The sequence below is a fragment of the Microbacterium sp. CCNWLW41 genome (assembly GCF_037083505.1).
On record NZ_JBAOJP010000004.1, the window covers coordinates 213323 to 234066 of the forward strand.

20 protein-coding genes and 2 tRNA genes are annotated in these 20744 nt (G+C 70.4%); 16 read left to right on the plus strand and 6 right to left on the minus strand.

The genetic code is table 11. The features are described from left to right. The first annotated feature begins 7 nt into the window (after window positions 1–7). From V6R91_RS16155 to V6R91_RS16170, 4 genes are all read left to right on the plus strand, one after another. A complete protein-coding gene (locus V6R91_RS16155; protein WP_336396082.1) occupies window positions 8–1234 on the plus strand; it encodes a phosphoglycerate kinase in 1227 nt (408 codons plus the stop codon). Further along, on the plus strand, window positions 1225–2016 hold the full coding sequence (tpiA, locus tag V6R91_RS16160) for a triose-phosphate isomerase (RefSeq protein WP_336396083.1): 792 nt from the start codon (window positions 1225–1227) through the stop codon (window positions 2014–2016). Before V6R91_RS16155 ends, tpiA begins: the two co-directional genes overlap by 10 nt. 108 nt (window positions 2017–2124) lie before the next feature. After that, window positions 2125–2373: a preprotein translocase subunit SecG gene (gene secG, locus V6R91_RS16165; RefSeq protein WP_067244751.1), complete on the plus strand. Its 249-nt coding sequence runs from the start codon at window positions 2125–2127 to the stop codon at window positions 2371–2373. Beyond that, window positions 2373–2729 (plus strand): RNA polymerase-binding protein RbpA, encoded by a 357-nt coding sequence (locus tag V6R91_RS16170; protein ID WP_067244753.1) that lies wholly within the window; start codon window positions 2373–2375, stop codon window positions 2727–2729. Before secG ends, V6R91_RS16170 begins: the two co-directional genes overlap by 1 nt. Window positions 2730–2771: 42 nt before the next feature. Here V6R91_RS16170 and V6R91_RS16175 read toward each other — a convergent pair whose 3' ends face one another. The 3 genes from V6R91_RS16175 to V6R91_RS16185 form a co-directional block, all read right to left on the minus strand. Beyond that, entirely contained in the window at window positions 2772–3731 is a 960-nt protein-coding gene (locus V6R91_RS16175; RefSeq protein WP_336396084.1) for a GTP pyrophosphokinase, read from the minus strand. 79 nt (window positions 3732–3810) lie between these two features. Next, complete coding sequence (locus V6R91_RS16180; RefSeq protein ID WP_336396085.1) at window positions 3811–4998, minus strand: hypothetical protein; 1188 nt, start codon at window positions 4996–4998, stop codon at window positions 3811–3813. Window positions 4999–5066: 68 nt separating this feature from the next. Beyond that, window positions 5067–5137 (minus strand) — tRNA-Gly (locus tag V6R91_RS16185). Window positions 5138–5272: 135 nt separating this feature from the next. On the opposite strand from V6R91_RS16185, the gene V6R91_RS16190 reads away from it, so the two are divergent. The 10 genes from V6R91_RS16190 to clpX all read left to right on the plus strand — a co-directional run bounded on the left by V6R91_RS16190 (window position 5273) and on the right by clpX (window position 14732). After that, a tRNA-Pro gene (locus V6R91_RS16190) sits at window positions 5273–5346 on the plus strand. A 68-nt stretch (window positions 5347–5414) separates the two neighbouring features. Further along, on the plus strand, window positions 5415–6935 hold the full coding sequence (gene tig, locus V6R91_RS16195) for a trigger factor (RefSeq protein WP_336396086.1): 1521 nt from the start codon (window positions 5415–5417) through the stop codon (window positions 6933–6935). Window positions 6936–7004: 69 nt separating this feature from the next. Continuing rightward, window positions 7005–7499 carry a tetratricopeptide repeat protein gene (locus V6R91_RS16200; RefSeq protein ID WP_271062459.1) on the plus strand — a complete coding sequence of 165 codons (495 nt, stop codon included), beginning with the start codon at window positions 7005–7007 and terminating at the stop codon, window positions 7497–7499. Between the two features lie 80 nt (window positions 7500–7579). Next, complete coding sequence (locus V6R91_RS16205; RefSeq protein WP_067244762.1) at window positions 7580–8170, plus strand: ATP-dependent Clp protease proteolytic subunit; 591 nt, start codon at window positions 7580–7582, stop codon at window positions 8168–8170. 17 nt (window positions 8171–8187) lie between these two features. After that, complete coding sequence (locus V6R91_RS16210; protein ID WP_067244764.1) at window positions 8188–8838, plus strand: ATP-dependent Clp protease proteolytic subunit; 651 nt, start codon at window positions 8188–8190, stop codon at window positions 8836–8838. A gap of 139 nt (window positions 8839–8977) precedes the next feature. Further along, window positions 8978–9931 carry a sugar-binding transcriptional regulator gene (locus tag V6R91_RS16215; RefSeq protein ID WP_271062458.1) on the plus strand — a complete coding sequence of 318 codons (954 nt, stop codon included), beginning with the start codon at window positions 8978–8980 and terminating at the stop codon, window positions 9929–9931. 29 nt (window positions 9932–9960) lie between these two features. After that, window positions 9961–10929 (plus strand): deoxyribose-phosphate aldolase, encoded by a 969-nt coding sequence (gene deoC, locus V6R91_RS16220; RefSeq protein ID WP_067244769.1) that lies wholly within the window; start codon window positions 9961–9963, stop codon window positions 10927–10929. 8 nt (window positions 10930–10937) lie between these two features. Beyond that, window positions 10938–12380 (plus strand): aldehyde dehydrogenase family protein, encoded by a 1443-nt coding sequence (locus V6R91_RS16225; protein WP_336396087.1) that lies wholly within the window; start codon window positions 10938–10940, stop codon window positions 12378–12380. Further along, window positions 12377–13240 (plus strand): aldehyde dehydrogenase family protein, encoded by an 864-nt coding sequence (locus V6R91_RS16230; RefSeq protein ID WP_336396088.1) that lies wholly within the window; start codon window positions 12377–12379, stop codon window positions 13238–13240. The genes V6R91_RS16225 and V6R91_RS16230 overlap by 4 nt, the downstream gene beginning before the upstream one ends. Window positions 13241–13463: 223 nt before the next feature. Then, window positions 13464–14732, plus strand: a complete 1269-nt coding sequence (clpX, locus tag V6R91_RS16235) for an ATP-dependent Clp protease ATP-binding subunit ClpX (RefSeq protein WP_067244775.1) — start codon at window positions 13464–13466, stop codon at window positions 14730–14732. Window positions 14733–14749: 17 nt separating this feature from the next. Here clpX and V6R91_RS16240 read toward each other — a convergent pair whose 3' ends face one another. The 3 genes from V6R91_RS16240 to V6R91_RS16250 all read right to left on the minus strand — a co-directional run bounded on the left by V6R91_RS16240 (window position 14750) and on the right by V6R91_RS16250 (window position 18332). Beyond that, entirely contained in the window at window positions 14750–15247 is a 498-nt protein-coding gene (locus V6R91_RS16240) for a GyrI-like domain-containing protein (protein ID WP_336396089.1), read from the minus strand. A gap of 85 nt (window positions 15248–15332) precedes the next feature. Beyond that, entirely contained in the window at window positions 15333–17387 is a 2055-nt protein-coding gene (locus tag V6R91_RS16245) for a M3 family metallopeptidase (RefSeq protein ID WP_336396090.1), read from the minus strand. Window positions 17388–17426: 39 nt separating this feature from the next. After that, a complete protein-coding gene (locus V6R91_RS16250) occupies window positions 17427–18332 on the minus strand; it encodes a LysR family transcriptional regulator (protein ID WP_336396091.1) in 906 nt (301 codons plus the stop codon). Between the two features lie 103 nt (window positions 18333–18435). Between V6R91_RS16250 and tdh the strand changes: the two genes are divergently transcribed. Next, a complete protein-coding gene (gene tdh, locus V6R91_RS16255) occupies window positions 18436–19479 on the plus strand; it encodes an L-threonine 3-dehydrogenase (RefSeq protein ID WP_219084580.1) in 1044 nt (347 codons plus the stop codon). A gap of 23 nt (window positions 19480–19502) precedes the next feature. Continuing rightward, on the plus strand, window positions 19503–20681 hold the full coding sequence (locus tag V6R91_RS16260) for a glycine C-acetyltransferase (RefSeq protein ID WP_336396092.1): 1179 nt from the start codon (window positions 19503–19505) through the stop codon (window positions 20679–20681). Window positions 20682–20744: the final 63 nt, after the last annotated feature.

Genomic DNA, 20744 nt, shown 5'->3' on the forward strand with positions numbered 1-20744 from the left:
TCACGCCATGACCCTGCGCACCCTCGACTCCCTCCGGGAGACGGTCGGTTCGCTCGACGGCACGCGCGTCATCGTCCGTTGTGACCTCAACGTCCCCCTGCGGGACGGGGTCATCACGGACGATGGCCGCGTGCGCGCGTCGTTGCCGACCCTGAACGCCCTCATCGACGCCGGCGCCCGTGTCATCGTCGTCTCGCACCTGGGACGCCCGGACGGCGCCCCGGATCCGCAGTACAGCCTGGCGCCCGTGGCCACTCGTCTGTCCGAGCTCCTCGGCAGGTCGGTATCGTTCGCGTCTGACACGGTGGGCGCGTCCGCGCGCGAGACCGTCGACGCGCTCGGCGCCGGCGAGGTCGCCGTGCTCGAGAACCTGCGCTTCAACCCGGGGGAGACCGCGAAGGACGAGGGGGAGCGCACGGCCTTCGCCGAGCAGCTCGCCGCCCTCGGCGACGCGCTGGTCTCGGACGGCTTCGGTGTCGTGCACCGCAAGCAGGCGAGCGTCTACGAGCTCGCGAGGATCCTGCCTTCCGCGGCGGGCCTGCTCATCGCGGCCGAGCTCGACGTCCTGGACCGGCTCACCGAGAAGCCCGAGCGTCCGTACACGGTCGTGCTGGGCGGGTCGAAGGTGAGCGACAAGCTCGGGGTGATCTCGCACCTGCTGCCGCGCGTCGACCGGCTCCTGGTGGGCGGCGGCATGCTGTTCACCTTCCTCGCGGCGGAGGGCCATCCGGTCGCGTCGAGCCTCCTGGAGAAGGACCAGCTCGAGACGGTCCGCGGCTACATCGCGGATGCGAAGGAGCGCGGCGTCGAGCTCGTGCTGCCCACGGACGTCGTGGTCGCGGCGTCGTTCGCGGCGGACGCCCCGCACGAGGTCGCCGCTGCCGACGCGATCGAGGACACCGCCTTCGGCGCGTCCGGGATCGGCCTGGACATCGGGCCCGAGACGGCGACCCGTTTCGCGGAGGCGATCCGCGGATCCCGCACGGTGTTCTGGAACGGCCCGATGGGCGTGTTCGAGTTTCCGGCGTTCGCCGCGGGGACCAAGGCCGTCGCGGAGGCGCTGACGGAGGTCGACGGACTCAGCGTGGTCGGCGGCGGCGATTCCGCTGCGGCCGTGCGTCAGCTCGGATTCGCCGACGACCGGTTCGGGCACATCTCGACCGGCGGTGGCGCCAGCCTCGAGTTCCTCGAGGGCAAGAAACTACCCGGCCTGGAGGTGCTCGGATGGGCGTAACGGCTCGTACCCCGCTGATCGCGGGCAACTGGAAGATGAACCTGGACCACCTGCAGGCGGTGGCGTTCGTGCAGAAGCTGCACTGGACGCTGAAGGACGCCAAGCACGAGGACGGGTCGGTCGACGTGGCGGTGTTCCCGCCGTTCACGGATCTGCGCAGCGTCCAGACCCTGATCGACGCCGACAAGATCCCGTTCGCCCTCGGCGCGCAGGATCTGTCGATGCATGACTCCGGGGCCTACACCGGTGAGGTCTCGGGCGCCTTCCTCGCGAAGCTCGACGCGAAGTACGTGATCATCGGGCACTCCGAACGGCGCGAATACCACGCCGAGACGGACGAGGTCGTCGCCGCGAAGGTGAAGGCGGCGCTGAAGCACGGGCTCGTCCCGGTGATCTGCGTCGGCGAGACCGCCGAGGACCTGGAGAAGTTCGGGGCCAGCGCGGTTCCCGCCGGGCAGCTGGAGGCGGCGCTCCAGGGCGTTCCCGCATCGGCGGACATCGTCGTGGCGTACGAGCCGGTCTGGGCGATCGGATCCGGGCAGGCCGCGACGCCGCAGCAGGCGCAGGACGTCTGCGCGGCCCTGCGCGGCGTCCTCGCGAAGGTGCTCGATCAGGACGCGGCGGCGCGCACGAGGATCCTCTACGGCGGATCGGTGAAGGCGGCGAACATCGCCAGCTTCATGCGCGAGCCCGACGTGGACGGCGCCCTGGTCGGCGGTGCGAGCCTGGTGGTGGACGAGTTCGCGTCGATCGTCCGATTCCAGAAGCACGTCGGGGTGTGAGCCGAGGGGGCGTCGCCCCTTCGACGTATACTTGACCGTTACGCGGGTCCTCTTCCGCCGAGGGAACTCGGCCTCCTGACAGACGGGACCCGACCGAAAGGCCAATCCGTGGATATTCTCCAGTTCGTCCTGCAGGTGCTGCTGGGCATCACCAGCGTCCTGCTGACGCTCCTCATCCTGCTCCACAAGGGTCGTGGCGGCGGTCTGTCCGACATGTTCGGCGGCGGCATGACCTCGGCCGTGGGCTCGTCGGGGCTGGCGGAGCGCAACCTCAACCGCTTCACGATCGTCCTCGCCCTCGTGTGGTTCGTCGCGATCGTGGCGCTGGGGCTCATCACGAAGTTCGAGGTGATCTGATGGCGTCCGGTGGAAACGCGATCCGGGGCACGCGTGTCGGCTCCGGCCCGATGGGGGAGCAGGACCACGGCTACCACGCCGACCGCATCGCGGTGTCGTACTGGGACGGCCTCGGCAACGAGACGGTGCGCTACTTCGCCGCCGGGCTCCCTGACGAGGAGATCCCCGAGGTGATCGACCACCCGCACAGCGGCCTGCCGGCGGGACGGGACAAGGACAACCCGCCGGCGATCGCCAAGACCGAGCCGTACAAGACGCACCTCGCCTATGTGAAGGAGCGGCGTACCGACGAGGAGGCCGAGCAGCTCCTCGAGGACGCGCTCCAGCAGCTGCGCGAGCGCCGCGGACAGCGCTGACGCACGACGAGGAAGGCCCCCGCCACCAGGCGGGGGCCTTCCTCATGTCCGGCGTCCCTCGTCGTCCGCGTGCCCGACGAGGGAGAGCGGAAGGAAGTGACGCGCGTCGTCCGTCTCCACGACGTCGACGCGGATCCGGTCCCCGACCCGGAGGTAGTCGGAGACCTTGATGAATCGGCGGTCGTCGACCATGCCCTGAGCAGCAGCCAGCTCCCGGACCGCCCGCGCCGAGATGAGACCTTGGCGGCCGCTCTCGTCGATGGCGAGAGCGTAGCGCGGGCCCGTGGTGCGGATGGTGGCGGTCCCGGCGTCCGCGGCGGCGGAGTCCGAGGTCGATACGTCCTCCGCGATCGTGGACTCCAGGGCGCCCGCGAGCTCATCGGCCATCTCGTCCACGACCGCGAGCAGCGACGCCATATGACTGGCCACGGATTTGTGGAACCCGGAGGGGTTGATGGGCGCGCCGGGCTTGTACAGATCCTCGTGGGTCAGCTCGCTCCAGGCGTCCTGGAGCCTGGTCTTGATCTGGACCTCCACGCACACCGGCGGCGAGGACGGCAGGGTGACGCGCACCAGCAGGTGGAACGCGCGATATCCGGACGCCTTGGGCTCGCTCAGGTAGTCCTTGGTCTCGATGATCTCGAGCGCGGTGCCGCTCAGGTCGCTCGCGCGAAGGGCTGCGACGGCGGCGCGCTGGTCGCGGGGGGACTTGCACAGCACTTTCACCCCAGCGATGTCCTGGACGTGCTGTTCTACGTCGCTCCCGTCCCGCACCGCAAGCGTGGGGTCCTCGGCGCGCTTGCGGCTCAGCTTGTCCAGCGTGCGGTCCTCGGACTTGATCCGTGCATGGTCCGGGTCAAGTCGGGACCCGTCGTCACCCTCGAGGATGTCCTCGAAGATCCGGCGCAACCAGCCCTGCACCTGGCTCTGCGCGTTCGTCCAGTCACCGGGCCGCCGTCGGTAGGCGTCGCGCACGAGCGCGCCGTGCTCGTCGTCCTCCACCCGTGCCCCCTCGCTCCGGATCCTCCCCTGGAGGATAGAAGCCCGAGCAGGCGTCGGCAACCGGCGGCCGCGAGATCGGTCAGCGACAGGCCGCGGCGGCGGCGATCATCTCCTCCGGCGGCGGCCCGTACGCCGAGGTCCCGTTGGCCGGATCGTGGAAGCCCATGCTGATCGCCCACGCCGTGGCCCAGGCCTCGGTGGCATCCGGATCCGTCGTGTCGTACATCGAGAAGCAGCGCACGGTGATCGCATGCCCGACCTCGTGCGCGACGAGGGCCCGGCTGGCGTCGGACGGCCACTGCTCGGCGATGGAGTCCGACAGCTCGATCGTCGCGTAGCCGCCGTCCGCGTACCACCACCAGGTGAGCCCGGACAGCCAGCCGTCCACACCCAGTCCGTTGACGAGGACGGCCCAGTCGAAGTCCATCAGGACGCCCGGGGCGAGGGACCGCGCGAACGCTTCCACCTCGAGGTGCGCGGCGGACAACGGCCCGTCCTTCTCGGCGAGCTCGGCCGCCGCGGAGGCGCGCAGGTCCTGCACCTCGGCCGCGAGCGTCCGGAACGCCGCCGGACCGTCCACCCGCACGACGGCCGGATCGGCGAGGACCCGATCCAGATCGGAGATCGCGTTCCGCAGCGCGATGACGTCCTCATTGCGTGCGGACACGTTCTCCGCCTCCGCCGCGCGGGCGGCGTCCACGGAGACGGTCAGGGCCGCCACCGATCGGTCCTCGAGGTCGTCCGCGGTGGTGGAGAGCCTCTTCTCGATCGAACGCAGGTCGCCCGCGTGCTCCTCCGCCGCCGCAGCGGCGTCCTGCAGGGCGTTCGCCGCGCCCCACGCCTCCCACGCCCAGAAGGGCTTGCGAGGCGGAGGGGGAGTCGCGTTGTCGCGAGAGCCGGCCGCCTCGGCGAGTGACGCATCGAGGTCGGTGCCGACCCGCTCCACCTCGCTGTGCGCGTCCTCGGGGACGAGTCCGGCGGGGTCGTCCCCGAGGGCGAGGGAGAGCAGGCGGGCGTCCTGCGCGATGCGGATCTGTGCATCGAGCGACTCCTCGGCAACGCCGGCGCCGCGCGCCGCCGCGGCGAACCCGTCGCGCGCGTCGTCGTATCCGAGCTGCGCCGCCGTGTGGACGCCGATTCCCGCGGACAGCGCGACGAGCGCACCGCCGGTCAGCAGCAGGGCGCGCACCCCGCGACGCCGTCGGGTACGCGGGGGAGCGCTGGAGAAGCGCGGCGGCAGCGCGTGGGATCCGGTGGGGCTGGTCATCTCCCGAAGTCTCGCACGCGCGGACCCGGGAAAAGGAGAAGGCCCCGCACCGGCGGGGCCTTTCGCTGAGGGGGCGACGGGAATCGAACCCGCACAACCAGTTTGGAAGACTGGGACTCTACCATTGAGCTACGCCCCCGGGCCCGTCGCCGAGCGCCGGGTCCGTGCGGCCCGGCGAACCGGAACCGACTCGAAAGAGCATACCGGACGTTCGGGTGCAGTCCTGTCCGTTAGACTTCTCGGGGCCGTTCCCGCGTGCGCGGGCACAATCACCCGGGGCGTAGCTCAGCTTGGTAGAGCGCCCGCTTTGGGAGCGGGAGGTCGCAGGTTCAAATCCTGTCGCCCCGACGTCGGTTCGCACGACGTCGCAGCCGCGCCGGAGATGCGCGGGACATTCACAAGGAGAACACACCAGCATGGCGAACAGCACCGTCGAGAAGCTGGCCCCGACCCGGGTCAAGCTCCACATCACGGTCACCCCCGAAGACCTGAAGCCCAGCATCGACCACGCGTACGAGCACATCGCGCAGGACGTGCAGATCCCCGGCTTCCGCAAGGGCAAGGTGCCCGCCCCCATCATCGACCAGCGCATCGGGCGCGGCGCCGTCATCGAGCACGCCGTGAACGAGGGACTGGACCGCTTCTTCCAGGAGGCCGTGGTCGAGCAGAAGCTCCGCATCGTCGGCCGCCCCTCCGCGGACGTGACCGAGTGGCCGAACGAGAAGGACTTCTCCGGCGACCTCAAGGTCGAGATCGAGGTGGATGTCCGTCCGGAGATCGAGACCCCGTCGCTGGAGGGCATCACCCTCACCGTGGACGCGGTGGAGACCGACGAGGCGGCGCTCGACGCCGAGCTCGACCGTCTCCGCGCCCGGTTCGGCACGCTCGTCCCGGTGGACCGCCCGGTCGCGACCGGCGACTTCGTCGAGCTCGACCTCGTCGCGACGATCGACGGCGCCGAGATCGACCGTGCGGAGGGCGTCTCCTACGAGGTCGGCTCGGGTGAGCTGCTGGAAGGGATCGACGACGCGATCGAGTCGCTGACCGCCGGCGAGGACACGACGTTCCGCTCGACGCTCGTCGGCGGCGACCACGCCGGCGAGGAGGCCGAGGTCTCCGTCACGGTCAAGGCGGTCAAGGAGCGCGAGCTCCCCGAGGCCGACGACGACTTCGCGCAGATCGCCAGCGAGTTCGACACTATCGCGGAGCTCCGCGACAGCCTGCGCGAGAACGTCCAGCAGCAGGGCGTGTTCGCCCAGGCGTCGGCCGCGCGCGACAAGCTCGTGGAGACGCTGCTCGAGAAGATCGAGATCCCTGTGCCGCCGCAGCTCATCGAGGACGAGGTGCACAACCACCTCGAGTCCGAGGGGCGTCTCGAGGACGACGAGCACCGTGCCGAGGTGACCGAGGCCAGCGAGAAGCAGTTCCGCACCCAGGTCCTGCTGGACGCGATCGCCGAGGACGCCAACGTCCAGGTCTCGCAGGAGGAGCTCAGCCAGTACCTCATCCAGTCCGCCGCGCAGTACGGCATGGCCCCGCAGGAGTTCGTCGAGGCGCTGCAGTCCGCGAACCTGCTGCCGGTCCTGGTCGGCGAGGTCGCGCGCAACAAGGCGCTGGCGATCGCCCTGGGCAAGGTCACGGTCGTCGACTCCAACGGCAAGGCCGTCGACATGACCGGCTTCGTCGCGACCGAGGACGACGCCGAGGGCGATGGCGAGGCCGCGGAGGAGAAGCCGGCTGCGAAGAAGGCCCCGGCGAAGAAGGCCGCGGCGAAGGACGACGCGGACAAGCCTGCCGCGAAGAAGTCTCCGGCGAAAAAGGCTCCGGCCAAGAAGGACGCGGACGCGGCCGAGGAGAAGCCCGCCGCGAAGAAGGCCCCGGCCAAGAAGCCGGCGACGCGCAAGGCCGCCAAGGAGGCGGCCGAGAAGGCCGAGTGATCGCGTAGCGACACCGGAGGGGCGGGTGCTGCGGCATCCGCCCCTTCGTCATCCCGGGAAGGAGCAGTCATGACGAGGTGGGACGACCGGATCGACGCCGTCTGGGAGGCCGCATCGGGCGGTCTCGTCGACGACGAGGTGATCGCGCGGATCGACGCCCTCGCGGCCGAACGCGGCACCGACGATGCGCGGGCCGAGTTCGAGAGGGCAGGGGCCCGGGACTCGGCGGGCCGCCCCGAGGAGGCGGTGCCGCTGTACCGGCGTGCGCTGGCGTTGGGCCTGGACGCGGAGCACCGACCCCAGGCGGTCATCCAGCTGGCGAGCTCGCTGCGCAACCTCGGCGCGGTCGACGAGGCCCTCGCCCTGCTCACGGAGGAGCAGGAGCGGGAGCCGGACTCGCCCTATCGCGACGCGGTCGCCGCCTTCCGCGCCCTGGCGCTCGCGAGTGCCGGCCGCCCGGCGGAGGGGCTGTCGGTGGCCCTGCTCGCGCTCGTCCCGCACCTGCCGCGCTACCACCGGTCGCTGACCGCCTACGCGCACGAGATCGCCCGCGACGATGCCTGATATGCCGACGGCGAACACGGCCGGGCCGCCGCGTTGACGCCGGTAGATTCGAATCACCGAACACGGAAACAGGAGCGGAAATGGCTGAACCCCTGGTCGCGACGAGTGTCTTCGACAGGCTGCTGAAGGATCGCATCATCTGGCTCGGGTCCGAGGTGCGGGACGAGAACGCGAACGAGATCTGCGCGAAGATCCTCCTTCTCGCCGCCGAGGATCCCGAGAAGGACATCTACCTCTACATCAACTCCCCGGGCGGATCGATCACGGCCGGCATGGCGATCTACGACACGATGCAGTTCGTGCCGAACGACATCGTCACCGTCGGGATCGGGATGGCGGCCTCCATGGGCCAGCTGCTGCTGACCAGCGGCACCAAGGGCAAGCGCTACATCACCCCGAACGCCCGCGTCCTCCTGCACCAGCCCCACGGCGGCTTCGGCGGGACGGCGAGCGACATCCAGACGCAGGCGCAGCTCATCCTGTCGATGAAGAAGCGCCTGGCCGAGATCACCGCCGCGCAGACCGGCAAGACCGTCGAGCAGATCGACGCCGACGGCGACCGCGACCGCTGGTTCACGGCGGACGAGGCGCTGGAGTACGGCTTCGTCGACCACATCCGCGAGCACGCCAGCGACGTGCACGGCGGCGGCGGAACCGGCGCGGACAAGTAAGGCGGGAGAGGACCCACATGTACACACCCACGTTCCGCTCCGCCGGAAACCTGCCCTCCAGCCGCTACGTGCTCCCTCAGTTCGAGGAGCGCACGGCCTACGGGTTCAAGCGTCAGGACCCCTACAACAAGCTGTTCGAGGATCGAGTGATCTTCCTCGGCGTGCAGGTGGACGACGCCTCGGCCGACGACGTGATGGCTCAGCTCCTCGTCCTGGAGAGTCAGGACTCCGAGCGCGACATCACGATGTACATCAACTCGCCCGGCGGCTCCTTCACCGCGATGACGGCGATCTACGACACGATGCAGTACGTCGCGCCGCAGATCCAGACCGTGGTGCTGGGCCAGGCAGCGTCGGCGGCATCCGTGCTCCTGGCGGCCGGTGCGCCCGGAAAGCGCCTCGCCCTCCCGAACGCGCGCGTGCTCATGCACCAGCCCGCGATGGGCGAGGCCGGGCACGGTCAAGCGTCGGACATCGAGATCCAGGCGGCGGAGATCCTGCGGATGCGCACCTGGCTGGAGGAGACGATGGCCCGCCACACCGGCAAGAGCCCCGAGCAGGTGAACCGCGACATCGATCGCGACAAGATCCTGTCCGCGGAGGAGGCCAAGGACTACGGCATCGTGGACCAGGTCCTCACGAGCCGGAAGCGCCAGGCGCTGAGCTGACGAGACGATGTCATAGGGGCGGAGCCGGGAATCCGGTTCCGCCCCTTCGTCGTCCCCGCGATTGCGCAGGCGCCGAGAGCTCCTTGCGCATATGAGCAAAGGCGTGCGCGAGTGTGGGAACACGCGTATCCTCGGGAGGGTGACCCCCACCCCGGCCCCGGACGACGAGCTGCTCGCCGTGCGCGTGGCCGAGCTGTACTACGACGAGGACCGCACCCAGGACGAGATCGGCTCGCTGCTGGGCATCTCTCGATGGAAGGTGGGCCGGCTCCTGGCCCAGGCCCGCAGCGACGGCATCGTCCGGATCGAGATCATCCATCCGCGTGCCCGTCGCCTCGGCGTCGAGCGGGCGCTGCGCGAGCGGTTCGGCCTCGCAGACGCGGTCGTCGTCCCGGCCGTCGCGGACGAGGCAGACCTGCTCGATCGCGTCGCGCAAGCCGCGGCCGACCACCTCGCGGCTCTTCGGCCGGTACCGCGCACGCTCGGGGTGAGCTGGGGGCGTACGCTCACGGCGGTCTCCGAACATCTTCCTCAGGGCTGGGCGCACGGCGTGACCGTGGTGCAGATGAACGGCGGCGTGAGCGTCAATCGGCGCCCCGGCGGAGCGGCGACGCTGGCGTCGACGATCGCCCAGCGTGCCTCCGGCCGTGTCGCGCTCCTGCCGAGCCCGGCGATCCTCGAGAGGCTCGAGACGAAGCAGGCGATCGAGGCGGACCGCACCGTCGCCGGTGTCCTCGATCTCGCCGCCGCGGCCGACACCTATCTGTTCACCGCAGGGGCGTGCGACCACCGGTCCGCGCACGTCGAGAACGGATACCTCGAACCCGGCGACATCGACGAGCTGGCCCGTCGCGGCGCGGTGGGAGACGTCCTCGGACGCTACATCGACGCCGACGGGAACACCGTCGACCCCGAGCTCGACGCCCGCACCGTCGGCCTGCCGCTGGAACGCTTGCGCACGGCGGAGACGGCCGTCTTCGTCACGGCCGGAACCGCTAAGCACGACATCGCGCGGACCGTCGTCGCGGCGGGCCTGTGCACCGCGGTGGTCACCGATGAGGAGACCGCCCTGACCCTCCTGGAGGACAAGTGACCACACGCGAACTCACCCGCAGGACAGCCGTGGAGGTGCTGGGCGCGGAGCCCGACGACCTCACGCTGCGCCGCTTCCTGCACGGCCTCCCGGGGGTGGACGCCGTCGGTCTCGAGCAGCGCGCCGCGGGTCTGGCGACGCGTTCGATCAAGACCTCGTCCAAGGCGTGGGCGCTGGATCGGATCATCTCGCTGATCGATCTCACCACCCTCGAAGGCGCGGACACGCCGGGCAAGGTGCGCTCGCTCGTCGCGAAGGCGAGGACCCCCGACGCCGCGGACCCGTCCACTCCGCGGGTCGCGGCGGTGTGCGTTTACGGGGACATGGTCCCGCACGCCGTCGAAGCGCTCGGCGCGATGCACGGGGATCCCGACGACGGGCTCATCTCGGTGGCCGCGGTCGCCACGGCCTTCCCCTCCGGTCGCGCCTCGCTCGACATCAAGCTCGCCGACACGGCGGACGCCGTGGCGGCCGGTGCCGACGAGATCGACATGGTGATCGACCGCGGCGCGTTCCTGGCGGGGCGCTACGGCCAGGTGTTCGACCAGATCGCCCGGGTGAAGGAGGCCTGCCGCCGTGAAGACGGCAGCTACGCCTCCCTGAAGGTGATCCTGGAGACCGGCGAGCTCAACACCTACGACAACATCAAGCGTGCGTCGTGGCTCGGCATCCTCGCGGGCGGGGACTTCATCAAGACCTCGACCGGCAAGGTCCAGCCCGCAGCGACGCTGCCGACGACGCTGCTCATGCTGGAGACGGTGCGCGACTGGCATCGGGCGACGGGGGAGCGGATCGGCGTGAAGCCGGCCGGCGGGATCCGTTCGTCCAAGGACGCGGTCCGGTACCTCGTCACGGTCGCCGAGACGGCCGGGGAGGACTGGCTTCAGCCGCACCTGTTCCGCTTCGGCGCGTCGAGCCTGCTCAACGATGTCCTGCTGCAGCGGCAGAAGCTCACCTCCGGCCACTACTCCGGCCCCGACTACGTCACGATCGACTAGGAGCACGCATGTCATTCCTGGAATACGCTCCGGCGCCGGAGTCCACGGCGATCCTCAACCTGCGCGACAGCTACGGACTGTTCATCGACGGCGAGTTCGTCGACGGCGCGGGCCCGAGCTTCGTCACGATCTCGCCGTCCGACGAGTCCCGCATCGCGGAGATCGCGTCGGCGGACGAGCAGGACGTCGACCGCGCGGTCACCGCAGCACGACGCGCCTATGAGAAGACCTGGTCGCGCATGAGCGGTCGCGACCGCGGCAAGTACCTGTTCCGCATCGCCCGCCTCGTGCAGGAGCGCGCGCGCGAGCTCGCCGTGGCGGAGAGCCTCGACAACGGCAAGCCGATCAAGGAGAGCCGCGATGTCGACGTGCCGCTCGTCGCGGCCTGGTTCTTCTACTACGCGGGGTGGGCGGACAAGCTGGATCACGCCGGCCTCGGGGCCAACCCGGCGTCGCTCGGCGTCGCCGGACAGGTCATCCCCTGGAACTTCCCGTTGCTGATGCTCGCCTGGAAGCTCGCCCCGGCGCTCGCGGCGGGCAACACGGTCGTGCTCAAGCCGGCCGAGACCACACCCCTCACCGCCCTGCTCTTCGCCGAGATCCTGCAGCAGGCGGATCTGCCGCCGGGCGTCGTCAACATCGTCACCGGCGCCGGGGCGACCGGCGCCGCCCTCGTCCGGCACCCCGACGTCGACAAGGTCGCGTTCACCGGGTCGACGGCGGTGGGCCGGGACATCGCGAAGGCCGTCGCAGGCACCCCCAAGAAGCTGACGCTGGAGCTGGGCGGCAAGGCCGCGAACATCGTGTTCGACGACGCGCCGATCGACCAGGCCGTGGAGGGCATCGTCAACGGCATCTTCTTCAACCAGGGCCACGTCTGCTGCGCCGGCAGTCGGCTGCTCGTGCAGGAATCGATCCAGGACGAGGTGCTCGACCGTCTGAAGAGCCGGCTCTCGACCCTCCGGCTCGGCGACCCGCTCGACAAGAACACCGACATCGGCGCGATCAACTCCGCCGCCCAGCTGGCCCGCATCCGCGAGCTCAGTGACATCGGCGAGGCCGAGGGCGCCGAGCGATGGACCGCGGACTGCGTGATCCCCGACAAGGGCTTCTGGTTCGCCCCGACCATCTTCACTGGCGTCGAGGCGTCGCACCGCATCGCCCGGGAGGAGGTCTTCGGGCCCGTGCTGTCCGTGCTGACCTTCCGGACTCCGGCCGAGGCGATCGCGAAGGCGAACAACACCCCTTACGGCCTCTCCGCGGGGATCTGGAGCGACAAGGGCTCGCGGATCCTCGCCGTCGCCGACCGCCTGCGCGCCGGGGTCGTGTGGGCAAACACCTTCAACCGCTTCGACCCCTCCAGCCCGTTCGGCGGATATAAGGAGTCCGGATACGGCCGCGAGGGCGGACGACACGGACTGACGGCCTACCTGAAGGGAGCAGCGGCGTGAGCAAGCGGCTGACGGTACCCAAGACGTACAAGCTGGCCATCGGCGGCGCCTTCCCGCGCAGCGAGTCCGGACGCACCTACGAGGTGCAGTCGGCGAAGGGCGCCTTCCTGGCGAACGCCGCCAAGGCCTCGCGCAAGGACGCGAGGGACGCGGTCGTCGCGGCGAGGGCGGCCGTGAAGGGCTGGTCCGGGGCAACGGCGTACAACCGCGGTCAGGTCCTCTACCGCGTCGCCGAGATCCTCGAGGGCCGGCGCGCGCAGTTCGTCGACGAGATCGCCGCCCAGGAGGGGGTCTCCGTCGCGGCGGCCGGCGCGCAGGTGGACGCCGCGATCGACCTGTGGGTCTGGTACGCGGGCTGGTGCGACAAGTACGCCCAGGTCGCGGGCAACGCCAATCCCGTCGCCGGGCCGTACTTCAACATCTCCGTCCCCGAGCCGACCGGAGTGGTCGTCGTCGTGGCCCCGCAGGACTCGGCGCTGCTAGGGCTGGTCTCGGTGCTCGTGCCCGCGCTGGTCACGGGCAACGCCGTCGTGGCGGTGGCGAGCGAACGCTACCCGCTGTCCGCGATCAGCCTCGCGGAGGTCCTCGCCACCAGCGACGTCCCCGGCGGCGTGGTGAACGTGCTGACCGGATCCCCGGCCGAGATCGCCCCGTGGCTGGCCTCGCACGCCGACGTCAACGCGCTGGATCTCGCCGGCGCGGGCGAGCTCGACTGGGTCGATCTGCAGATCGCCGCCGCGGAGACGCTGAAGCGCGTGCTGCCGCCGGTGTCCGGCACGGCGGCGGTCGACCCGTCCCTGGAGAGGATCACCGCGTTCGTGGAGACGAAGACGGTCTGGCACACGAAGAGCATGGTCTGAGCCGGGATCCGGACCGAGTCGCGGAGGCGAGGGCCCGCACCGCCGTATGACGGTGCGGGCCCTCGCCGTGTCCCTGCGCGATCCCGGGTGAGCCGTGCGGCAGCGGAAGACGGGCGGTCGCCCCGCGGATGCGATCCGACGCGATGCGCGCCGCTCCGCGCCGCTGTCGGATGCACCGGTTAGGCTCGAAGGACGATCTCAGGGAGCCTGGAGGAGGCCGCGAATGGCACGAATCGGTGAGAGCGCCGACCTGTTCAAGTGCTCTTTCTGCGGAAAGAGCCAGAAGCAGGTGCAGCAGCTGATCGCCGGCCCCGGCGTCTACATCTGCGACGAATGCGTCGAGCTCTGCAACGAGATCATCGAGGAGCGGATGGCGGAGTCGGCCGGCGGGGCGGTGGCGGACTTCGAACTGCCCAAGCCGCGCGAGATCTTCTCCTTCCTCGAGGAGTACGTCGTCGGTCAGGAGCCGGCGAAGAAGGCGCTGGCCGTGGCCGTATACAACCACTACAAGCGCGTGCGCGCTCACGGGACGCTGCAGCCGGCCGAGCAGAAGGCGGACGAGGTCGAGATCGCGAAGAGCAACATCCTGCTCATCGGGCCGACCGGGTGCGGCAAGACCTATCTCGCCCAGACGCTCGCGAAGCGGCTGAACGTGCCGTTCGCGGTGGCGGACGCGACCGCGCTCACCGAGGCGGGCTACGTCGGCGAGGACGTCGAGAACATCCTCCTCAAGCTGATCCAGGCCGCCGACTACGACGTCAAGCGCGCGGAGCAGGGCATCATCTACATCGACGAGGTCGACAAGATCGCGCGCAAGGCGGAGAACCCGTCGATCACCCGGGACGTGTCCGGTGAGGGCGTGCAGCAGGCCCTCCTGAAGATCCTCGAGGGCACGGTGGCCTCGGTCCCGCCACAGGGCGGACGCAAGCACCCGCACCAGGAGTTCCTGCAGATCGACACGACGAACGTGCTCTTCATCGTCGCGGGCGCCTTCGCCGGACTGGAGGACATCATCTCCTCCCGCGTCGGCAAGCACGGGGTCGGCTTCGGCGCTCCGCTGCACGACAAGGGGAAGGACCTGGACCTCTTCAGCGAGGTCCTGCCGGAGGACCTGCACAAGTTCGGTCTGATCCCGGAGTTCATCGGTCGTCTGCCCGTCGTCGCCTCGGTGTCCCCGCTCGACCAGGCCGCCCTCATCGACATCCTCACCGGCCCGCGCAACGCCCTCGTCAAGCAGTACGAGCGGATGTTCCAACTGGACGGCGTGGAACTGGAGTTCGAGGAGGAGGCGCTGCGCTCGATCGCCGACCTGGCCGTGGAGCGCAAGACCGGCGCGCGCGGACTCCGGGCGATCCTGGAGGACGTGCTCGGCCCGATCATGTTCGAGATCCCGTCGAGCGAGGACGTGTCCAAGGTCGTCGTGACGCGCGCAGCCGTCGACGAGGGCGCTCCGCCCACGCTCGTGCTGAACCGCAAGCGCAAGAGCGCCTGAGCCGGCCCCGCGGCGTGTCAGGCGAGGGGGAGGATCAGGTCGGTGCGCAGATCGGCGGGATTCGTCCCCGGATCAGAGACGTACACCTCGATCCAGATCCCGCGCGGGCGACCGCCGTCGGCCGCCGCGCGTTCGGCCAGGGCCATCCAGCCCGCGCCGAGATTCTCGTAGGACCCGTGAACGGTGGTCGCCACTGCCGGGCCGGTCGGCAACGCCGATGCGATGATCCGTGCTCCGGACGCGGTGGGGATCGGCTCCGCCGGCGCGTCCGCGACCGGGAACCCGAGCTCCAGGTCGAACGACTCGCGGGGGTCACCGAAGTATGCCGCGATGGCCGGCCCGGTCGGAATCAGCTCACCGCCGGCGAAGGCCGCGCCGATCTCGCGGTAGCCGGTGTCGAACACGTCGCGCAGGTCCGCGATGCGGAGCCCCTCGTGCCGGATGACCGCCAGCGGGACGGCGTCGAGCGTGAGGGCATCGGCGGCGCCGAAGGGCTGTTCGGGGAACGCGGTCATGGGGCCTCCGGGCTCGAGAGAAGGATCGCGTCCGCGTATCCCACGGCCAGGATAGGCCCTGCACGACGGACGCGGGGCGCCACGGTCAGGCGTCCAGGCCGCGCCGCTTCAGGAGGGGGCCGATCTCCGCGTCCCGCCCGCGGAAGTCGCGGTACGCCTCCCGCGGGTCCTTCGAACCTCCGACGCCCAGAAGGCGGCGCCGGAACCGCTCGCCGTTCTCCCGGGTGAGGCCGCCGTTCTCCCGGAACCACTCGACCGTGTCGGCATCGAGGACCTCGCTCCAGATGTAGGAGTAGTACCCCGCGCTGTATCCGCCGGAGAAGACATGCGCGAAATACGCGGCCGAGTACCGCGGGGGCACCGCGGGATCGTCGAGCCCGATCTCGGCCAGCGCCGCGGCCTCGAACCCGCCGATGTCGTCCACGCTGTCGCCGGGGCCGATCCGGTGGATCGCCTGATCCAGCCAGGCGGCGGCGAGATACTCGCTCGTGGCGAAGCCCTGTCCGAAGGCCTCCGTCGCCCTCAAGGTCTCGACGAGGTGTGCGGGAAGGGGCTCTCCCGTCTCGTGGTGGCGCGCGTACCGCGCGACGACCTCCGGCCAGAGGATCCACATCTCGTTGACCTGACTCGGGAACTCCACGAAGTCCCGGAAGACGTTCGTCCCGGAGAAATGCGGGTACGTCACGCGGGCGAGCAGGCCGTGCAGCGCGTGCCCGAACTCGTGGAACAGGGTCGTGACCTCGTCGAGCGTCAGCAGGGTGGGCTCGCCGTCACCGGGACGCGCGACGTTGAGGTTGTTCGCCACGACCGGGAGCGTGCCGCGTAGCGCCGACTGGGAGACGATCGGATTCATCCACGCGCCGCCGCGCTTGCTGTCGCGCGTGTAGAGGTCGAGGACGTACAGCCCGAGCGGGGAGCCGTCCTCCTCGAACACCTCGAAGACCCGCGCGTCACGGTGGTAGGCCGGCAGGTCGGGTCGCTCGGCGAACGTGATGCCGTACAGGTCCGTGGCCGCGGCGAAGACCCCGTCGTGGAGGACCCGCTCGGCCTCGAACCAGGGCCGCAGGGCCGCCGAGTCGATGTCGTAGCGCTGCGTGCGCAGTCTCTCCGTGTAGAAGGCCCAGTCGTGGGCCTCGATCCGGAAGGGCTCCGGCTCCGTGTCGTCGACGATGCGCTGGAGCGCGGCCTTCTCCGCCGCGGCGTTGCGTGCCGCCGGACGCGCCAGGTCTTTCAGCATGCGCTCGACCGCCTCGGGGGTGCCGGCGGTCTCGTCCGCGGTCACGGCGGCGGCATGCGAGCCGTGGCCGAGCAGCTGCGCGCGCTCGGCGCGGAGGACGGCGATCTCGGCCAGTACCCCGCGGTTGTCGTGGGGCCCGCCTCGCGAGGCCCGGGACCGCGAGGCCGCCATGATCCTCCGCCGGCTCTCGCGATGACGCAGGGCGGACAGGTACGGGTGCCCGGTGAACAGCGGCAGGGTCACGAGGTAGCGTCCGTCGAGACCGCGCTCCGCGGCGGCACGCGCGGCGGCCGAGAGCTCCCCGGCGCTGAGACCGGCGAGCTCGTCGGCGTCCTCGAAGACGACCGCGAGGTCGTTCGTCTCGGCGAGCAGGTTCTTCTCGAAGGCCGTCCCGAGCGCGGACAACCGCTGGTTCAGCGTCGTCAGTCTCGCCTTCGACTCGGCGTCCAGTCCGGCCCCCGACAGCAGCATCTCGCGGTGCCGGCGATGCGTCAGGTAGCGCTGTTCCGCGGTGAGATCGGACCGCTGTTCGAGCTGGTCGTTCACCGCCGCGACGCGGGCGAAGAGGGCGGGATCGAGGCTGATGGCGTCCTGGTGCGCGGACATGAGGGGCGCCAGCTCCTCGTCGATCGCCTGGATGTCCTCGGTGGCGTCCGCCGAGCTGACCGTGTAGAACGCATGGGAGACGCGATCCAGCAGCTCCCCGCTGTGCTCGAGGGCCTCGATCGTGTTCTCGAACGTCGGCGCCGCCGGGTCGTCCGCGATGGCGCGGACCTCGGCACGCTGCTGGGCGAACCCCGCGTGGAAGGCGGGCAGGTAGTGCTCGGGGCGGATGACGGAGTAGTCGGGGAGCGCATAGGGCAACGGCGAGGGCGCAAGCAACGGGTTCGCGTCGGCGGTCATCCTCCGAGCCTAGGGGCGGGCTCGCGGACAGCGGTCGCGTCACGCCGTGAGCGTCGCCATCACCCGCTCCAAGGCATCGGCGACGAGGCGCACCGACCGGCGCCGCAGGTTCTCCGGCCGTGCGAGGAGGTCGATCATGCGGTTGGTGCTCACCCCCGTGAGCGGACGACGCACGACGCCCGTGGCGTCCGCCACCACCGAGGTGTAGCGCGGCAGCATCCCGACGACATCCCCGGCGGCGATGACGGAGGCCGCGACCCCGTAGTCGTTGATCCGATGCACCACGTCGACCGGGCGGTTCGTGACCGCGGCGATCGCACGCAGCACGTCGTCGGGGGAGTACCCGGCGCGGCTGGTGACCCACCGCTCGCCCACGACCTCCTCGGGGGCGAGCCGCGTCCGCGCGGCAAGCGGGTGCGTCGGCGAGAGCGCGACGTCCAGCGGCTCCGCGGCGAGAGGCACCACGCGGATGCCGCTGCGAGGCCAGGGCGGACTGTGCTCCATGCGATGGGCGAGCACGAGGTCGTACCGCGCAGCGAGCCCGGGGAACTCGCTCTGTGCGACGTCTTCGTCCGTGAACCGCACCGTCGGCGCGTCACCGCCGCCCAGCTCGCGGATGAGCGGGCCGAACAGCGCCTGCGCGGCACTGAGGAATCCGCTCACGGTCACGATCCCGGCGGGCGAGGCCTCGAACCGGTCCACCGCGTTGCGCGCCGCCGCCATGGCATCGAGCGCCGTGGCTCCGGCCTCGGCGAGCACCTCGCCCGCCGCGGTGAGCACGAGCGTGCGCCCCTGCCGCCGGGTGAGCGGGGTCGCCACGCCGCGCTGGAGCGCGGCGAGCTGCTGTGAGACGGCGGAGGGGGAGACGTGCAGCGCCTCGGCGACAGCGGTCACGCTCCCGAGCGCTCCGAGCTCCCGGAGGATCTGGAGCTGGTGCAGGTGCATCGGTCCATCCAAGCACGGATTCCGCATCGGATGAAGCACGACTGAATCATCGATCCAGAAACTGGTCATTGATCTTCAACGAGCGTCGGGGTGTGATCGGAGCATGAAGGCTCTGTACAAGGACGGCCCGCACGAGGGCCTGGCGCTCGTGGATCGCCCGGATCCGGTGGCGGGACCGGACGAGGTGGTCATCCGCGTGCTGCGGACCGGCATCTGCGGCACCGATCTGCACATCCGCCGGTGGGACGACTGGGCGGCTTCCGAGATCCGTGCCCCGCTCATCCCCGGGCACGAGTTCTACGGCGAGGTCGTGGAGGTCGGAGCGCTCGCCCACGACATCCAGGTCGGGGACCGCGTGTCCGGGGAAGGGCACATCGTGTGCGGGATGTGCCGCAACTGCCGGGCGGGCCGACGCCAGATGTGCATCCGCACGATCGGACTCGGCCTGCACCGCGACGGCGCGTTCGCCGAGTACCTCGCCCTGCCCGCGGCGAACGTCTGGGTGCACAACCCCGACGTTCAACCGGAGCTCGGCGCGATCTTCGACCCGCTCGGCAACGCCGTGCACACCGCGCTCGCGTTTCCCGTCATCGGGGAGGACGTCCTGGTCACCGGCTGCGGCCCGATCGGGCTCATGGCGATCGCCGTCGCCCGCCACGCCGGGGCGCGATTCATCACCGCCACGGACATCAGCGCCCCGCGGCTGGAGCTGGCACGGGCGATGGGCGCCGACGAGGTCGTGGACGTGTCGCGCTCCGACGTGCGCGACGCACAGAAGGCCCTCGGAATGAAGGAGGGCTTCGACGTGGGCTTCGAGATGAGCGGGGCGCCTGCGGCGCTGCCGACCATGATCGAGAACATGAACCACGGCGGTCGCATCGCGATGCTGGGGCTGCCCAGCGCGCCCTTCGGCGTGGACTGGGGCAAGATCGTGACGCACATGCTGACGATCAAGGGCATCTACGGGCGCGAGATGTTCGAGACCTGGAACGCCATGGGGGCGATGCTCCAGACGAGCCCGGCGCTGCGCGACGCCATCGGCCGGATCATCGCCGATGTGATCCCTGCCTCGGACTGGGAGCGTGGATTCGACGCCGCCGCATCGGCAGGGACCGGGAAGATCATCCTCGACTGGACGCGGCTCTGAGCCGCACGACAAGGAGAAACCACATGTACGGGGCATTCCAGGCGCACGTCGCCGCGGAGCTGGACGGGATCGAGCAGGCCGGGCTGACGAAGCACGAGCGCGGCATCCGCGGCCCGCAGAGCGCCGAGATCATCGCGGATGGCGCGGAGGTGCTGAACTTCTGCGCGAACAACTACCTGGGCCTGGCCGACGACGAGCGGATCCGTGAGGCCGCCAAGTCGGCTCTGGACGACTGGGGCTACGGCCTGGCCAGCGTGCGCTTCATCTGCGGCACGCAGGAGCAGCACCTCGAGCTCGAACGGCGCCTGGCCGCGTTCCTCGGAACCGACGACGCGATCCTCTTCTCTTCCTGCTTCGATGCGAACGGCGGTGTCTTCGAGACGCTGTTCTCGGCCGAGGACGCGATCATCTCGGACGAGCTCAACCATGCCTCGATCATCGACGGCATCCGGCTCTCCAAGGCGCGGAGGCTGCGATACCGCAACCGTGACATGGCGGATCTGGAGGAGCAGCTCCGGGCCTCTCAGGACGCGCGGTTCCGCGTGATCGTGACCGACGGGGTGTTCTCCATGGACGGGTACATCGCTCCGCTGGCGGAGATCTGCGACATCGCGGAGCGGTACGACGCACTGGTCTTCGTGGACGACTCGCACGCGGTCGGGTTCGTCGGCGAGCACGGGCGGGGAACGCCCGAGCTCTGCGGCGTCGAGGGCCGGGTCGACATCTACACGGGGACGTTCGGCAAGGCGCTGGGCGGGGCCTCGGGCGGATACGTCGCCGCCCACGAGGACATCGTCGCGCTGCTGCGCCAGCGCGCGCGCCCGTACCTGTTCTCCAACACGCTGGCCCCTTCGATCGTGGCGGGGACGCTCACGGCGCTCGATCTCGTCGAGGGATCCGGTGCTCTTCGCGCACGGCTGCGCGACAACGCGGCACTGTTCCGCGCGCGCATGACCGAGGAGGGGTTCGACCTCCTTCCCGGCGAGCACCCGATCGTGCCGGTCATGTTCGGCGATGCCGCGCTCACGGCGCGGATCGCGGCGGAGATGCAGCGGGAAGGCGTCTACGTGACCGCCTTCAGTTTCCCGGTGGTCCCCCGTGAGAAGGCGCGGATCCGGGTGCAGCTGTCCGCCGCGCACACGCCGGAGCAGGTCGAGCGCTGCGTCGCGGCCTTCGTCGCAGCGCGGGCCGCGGCGGCCTGACTCGGGTCGGCGACGCGCCCGGCGATCCGTTCCGTCGAGACCCCCTCGCACCGCCGAGACCCC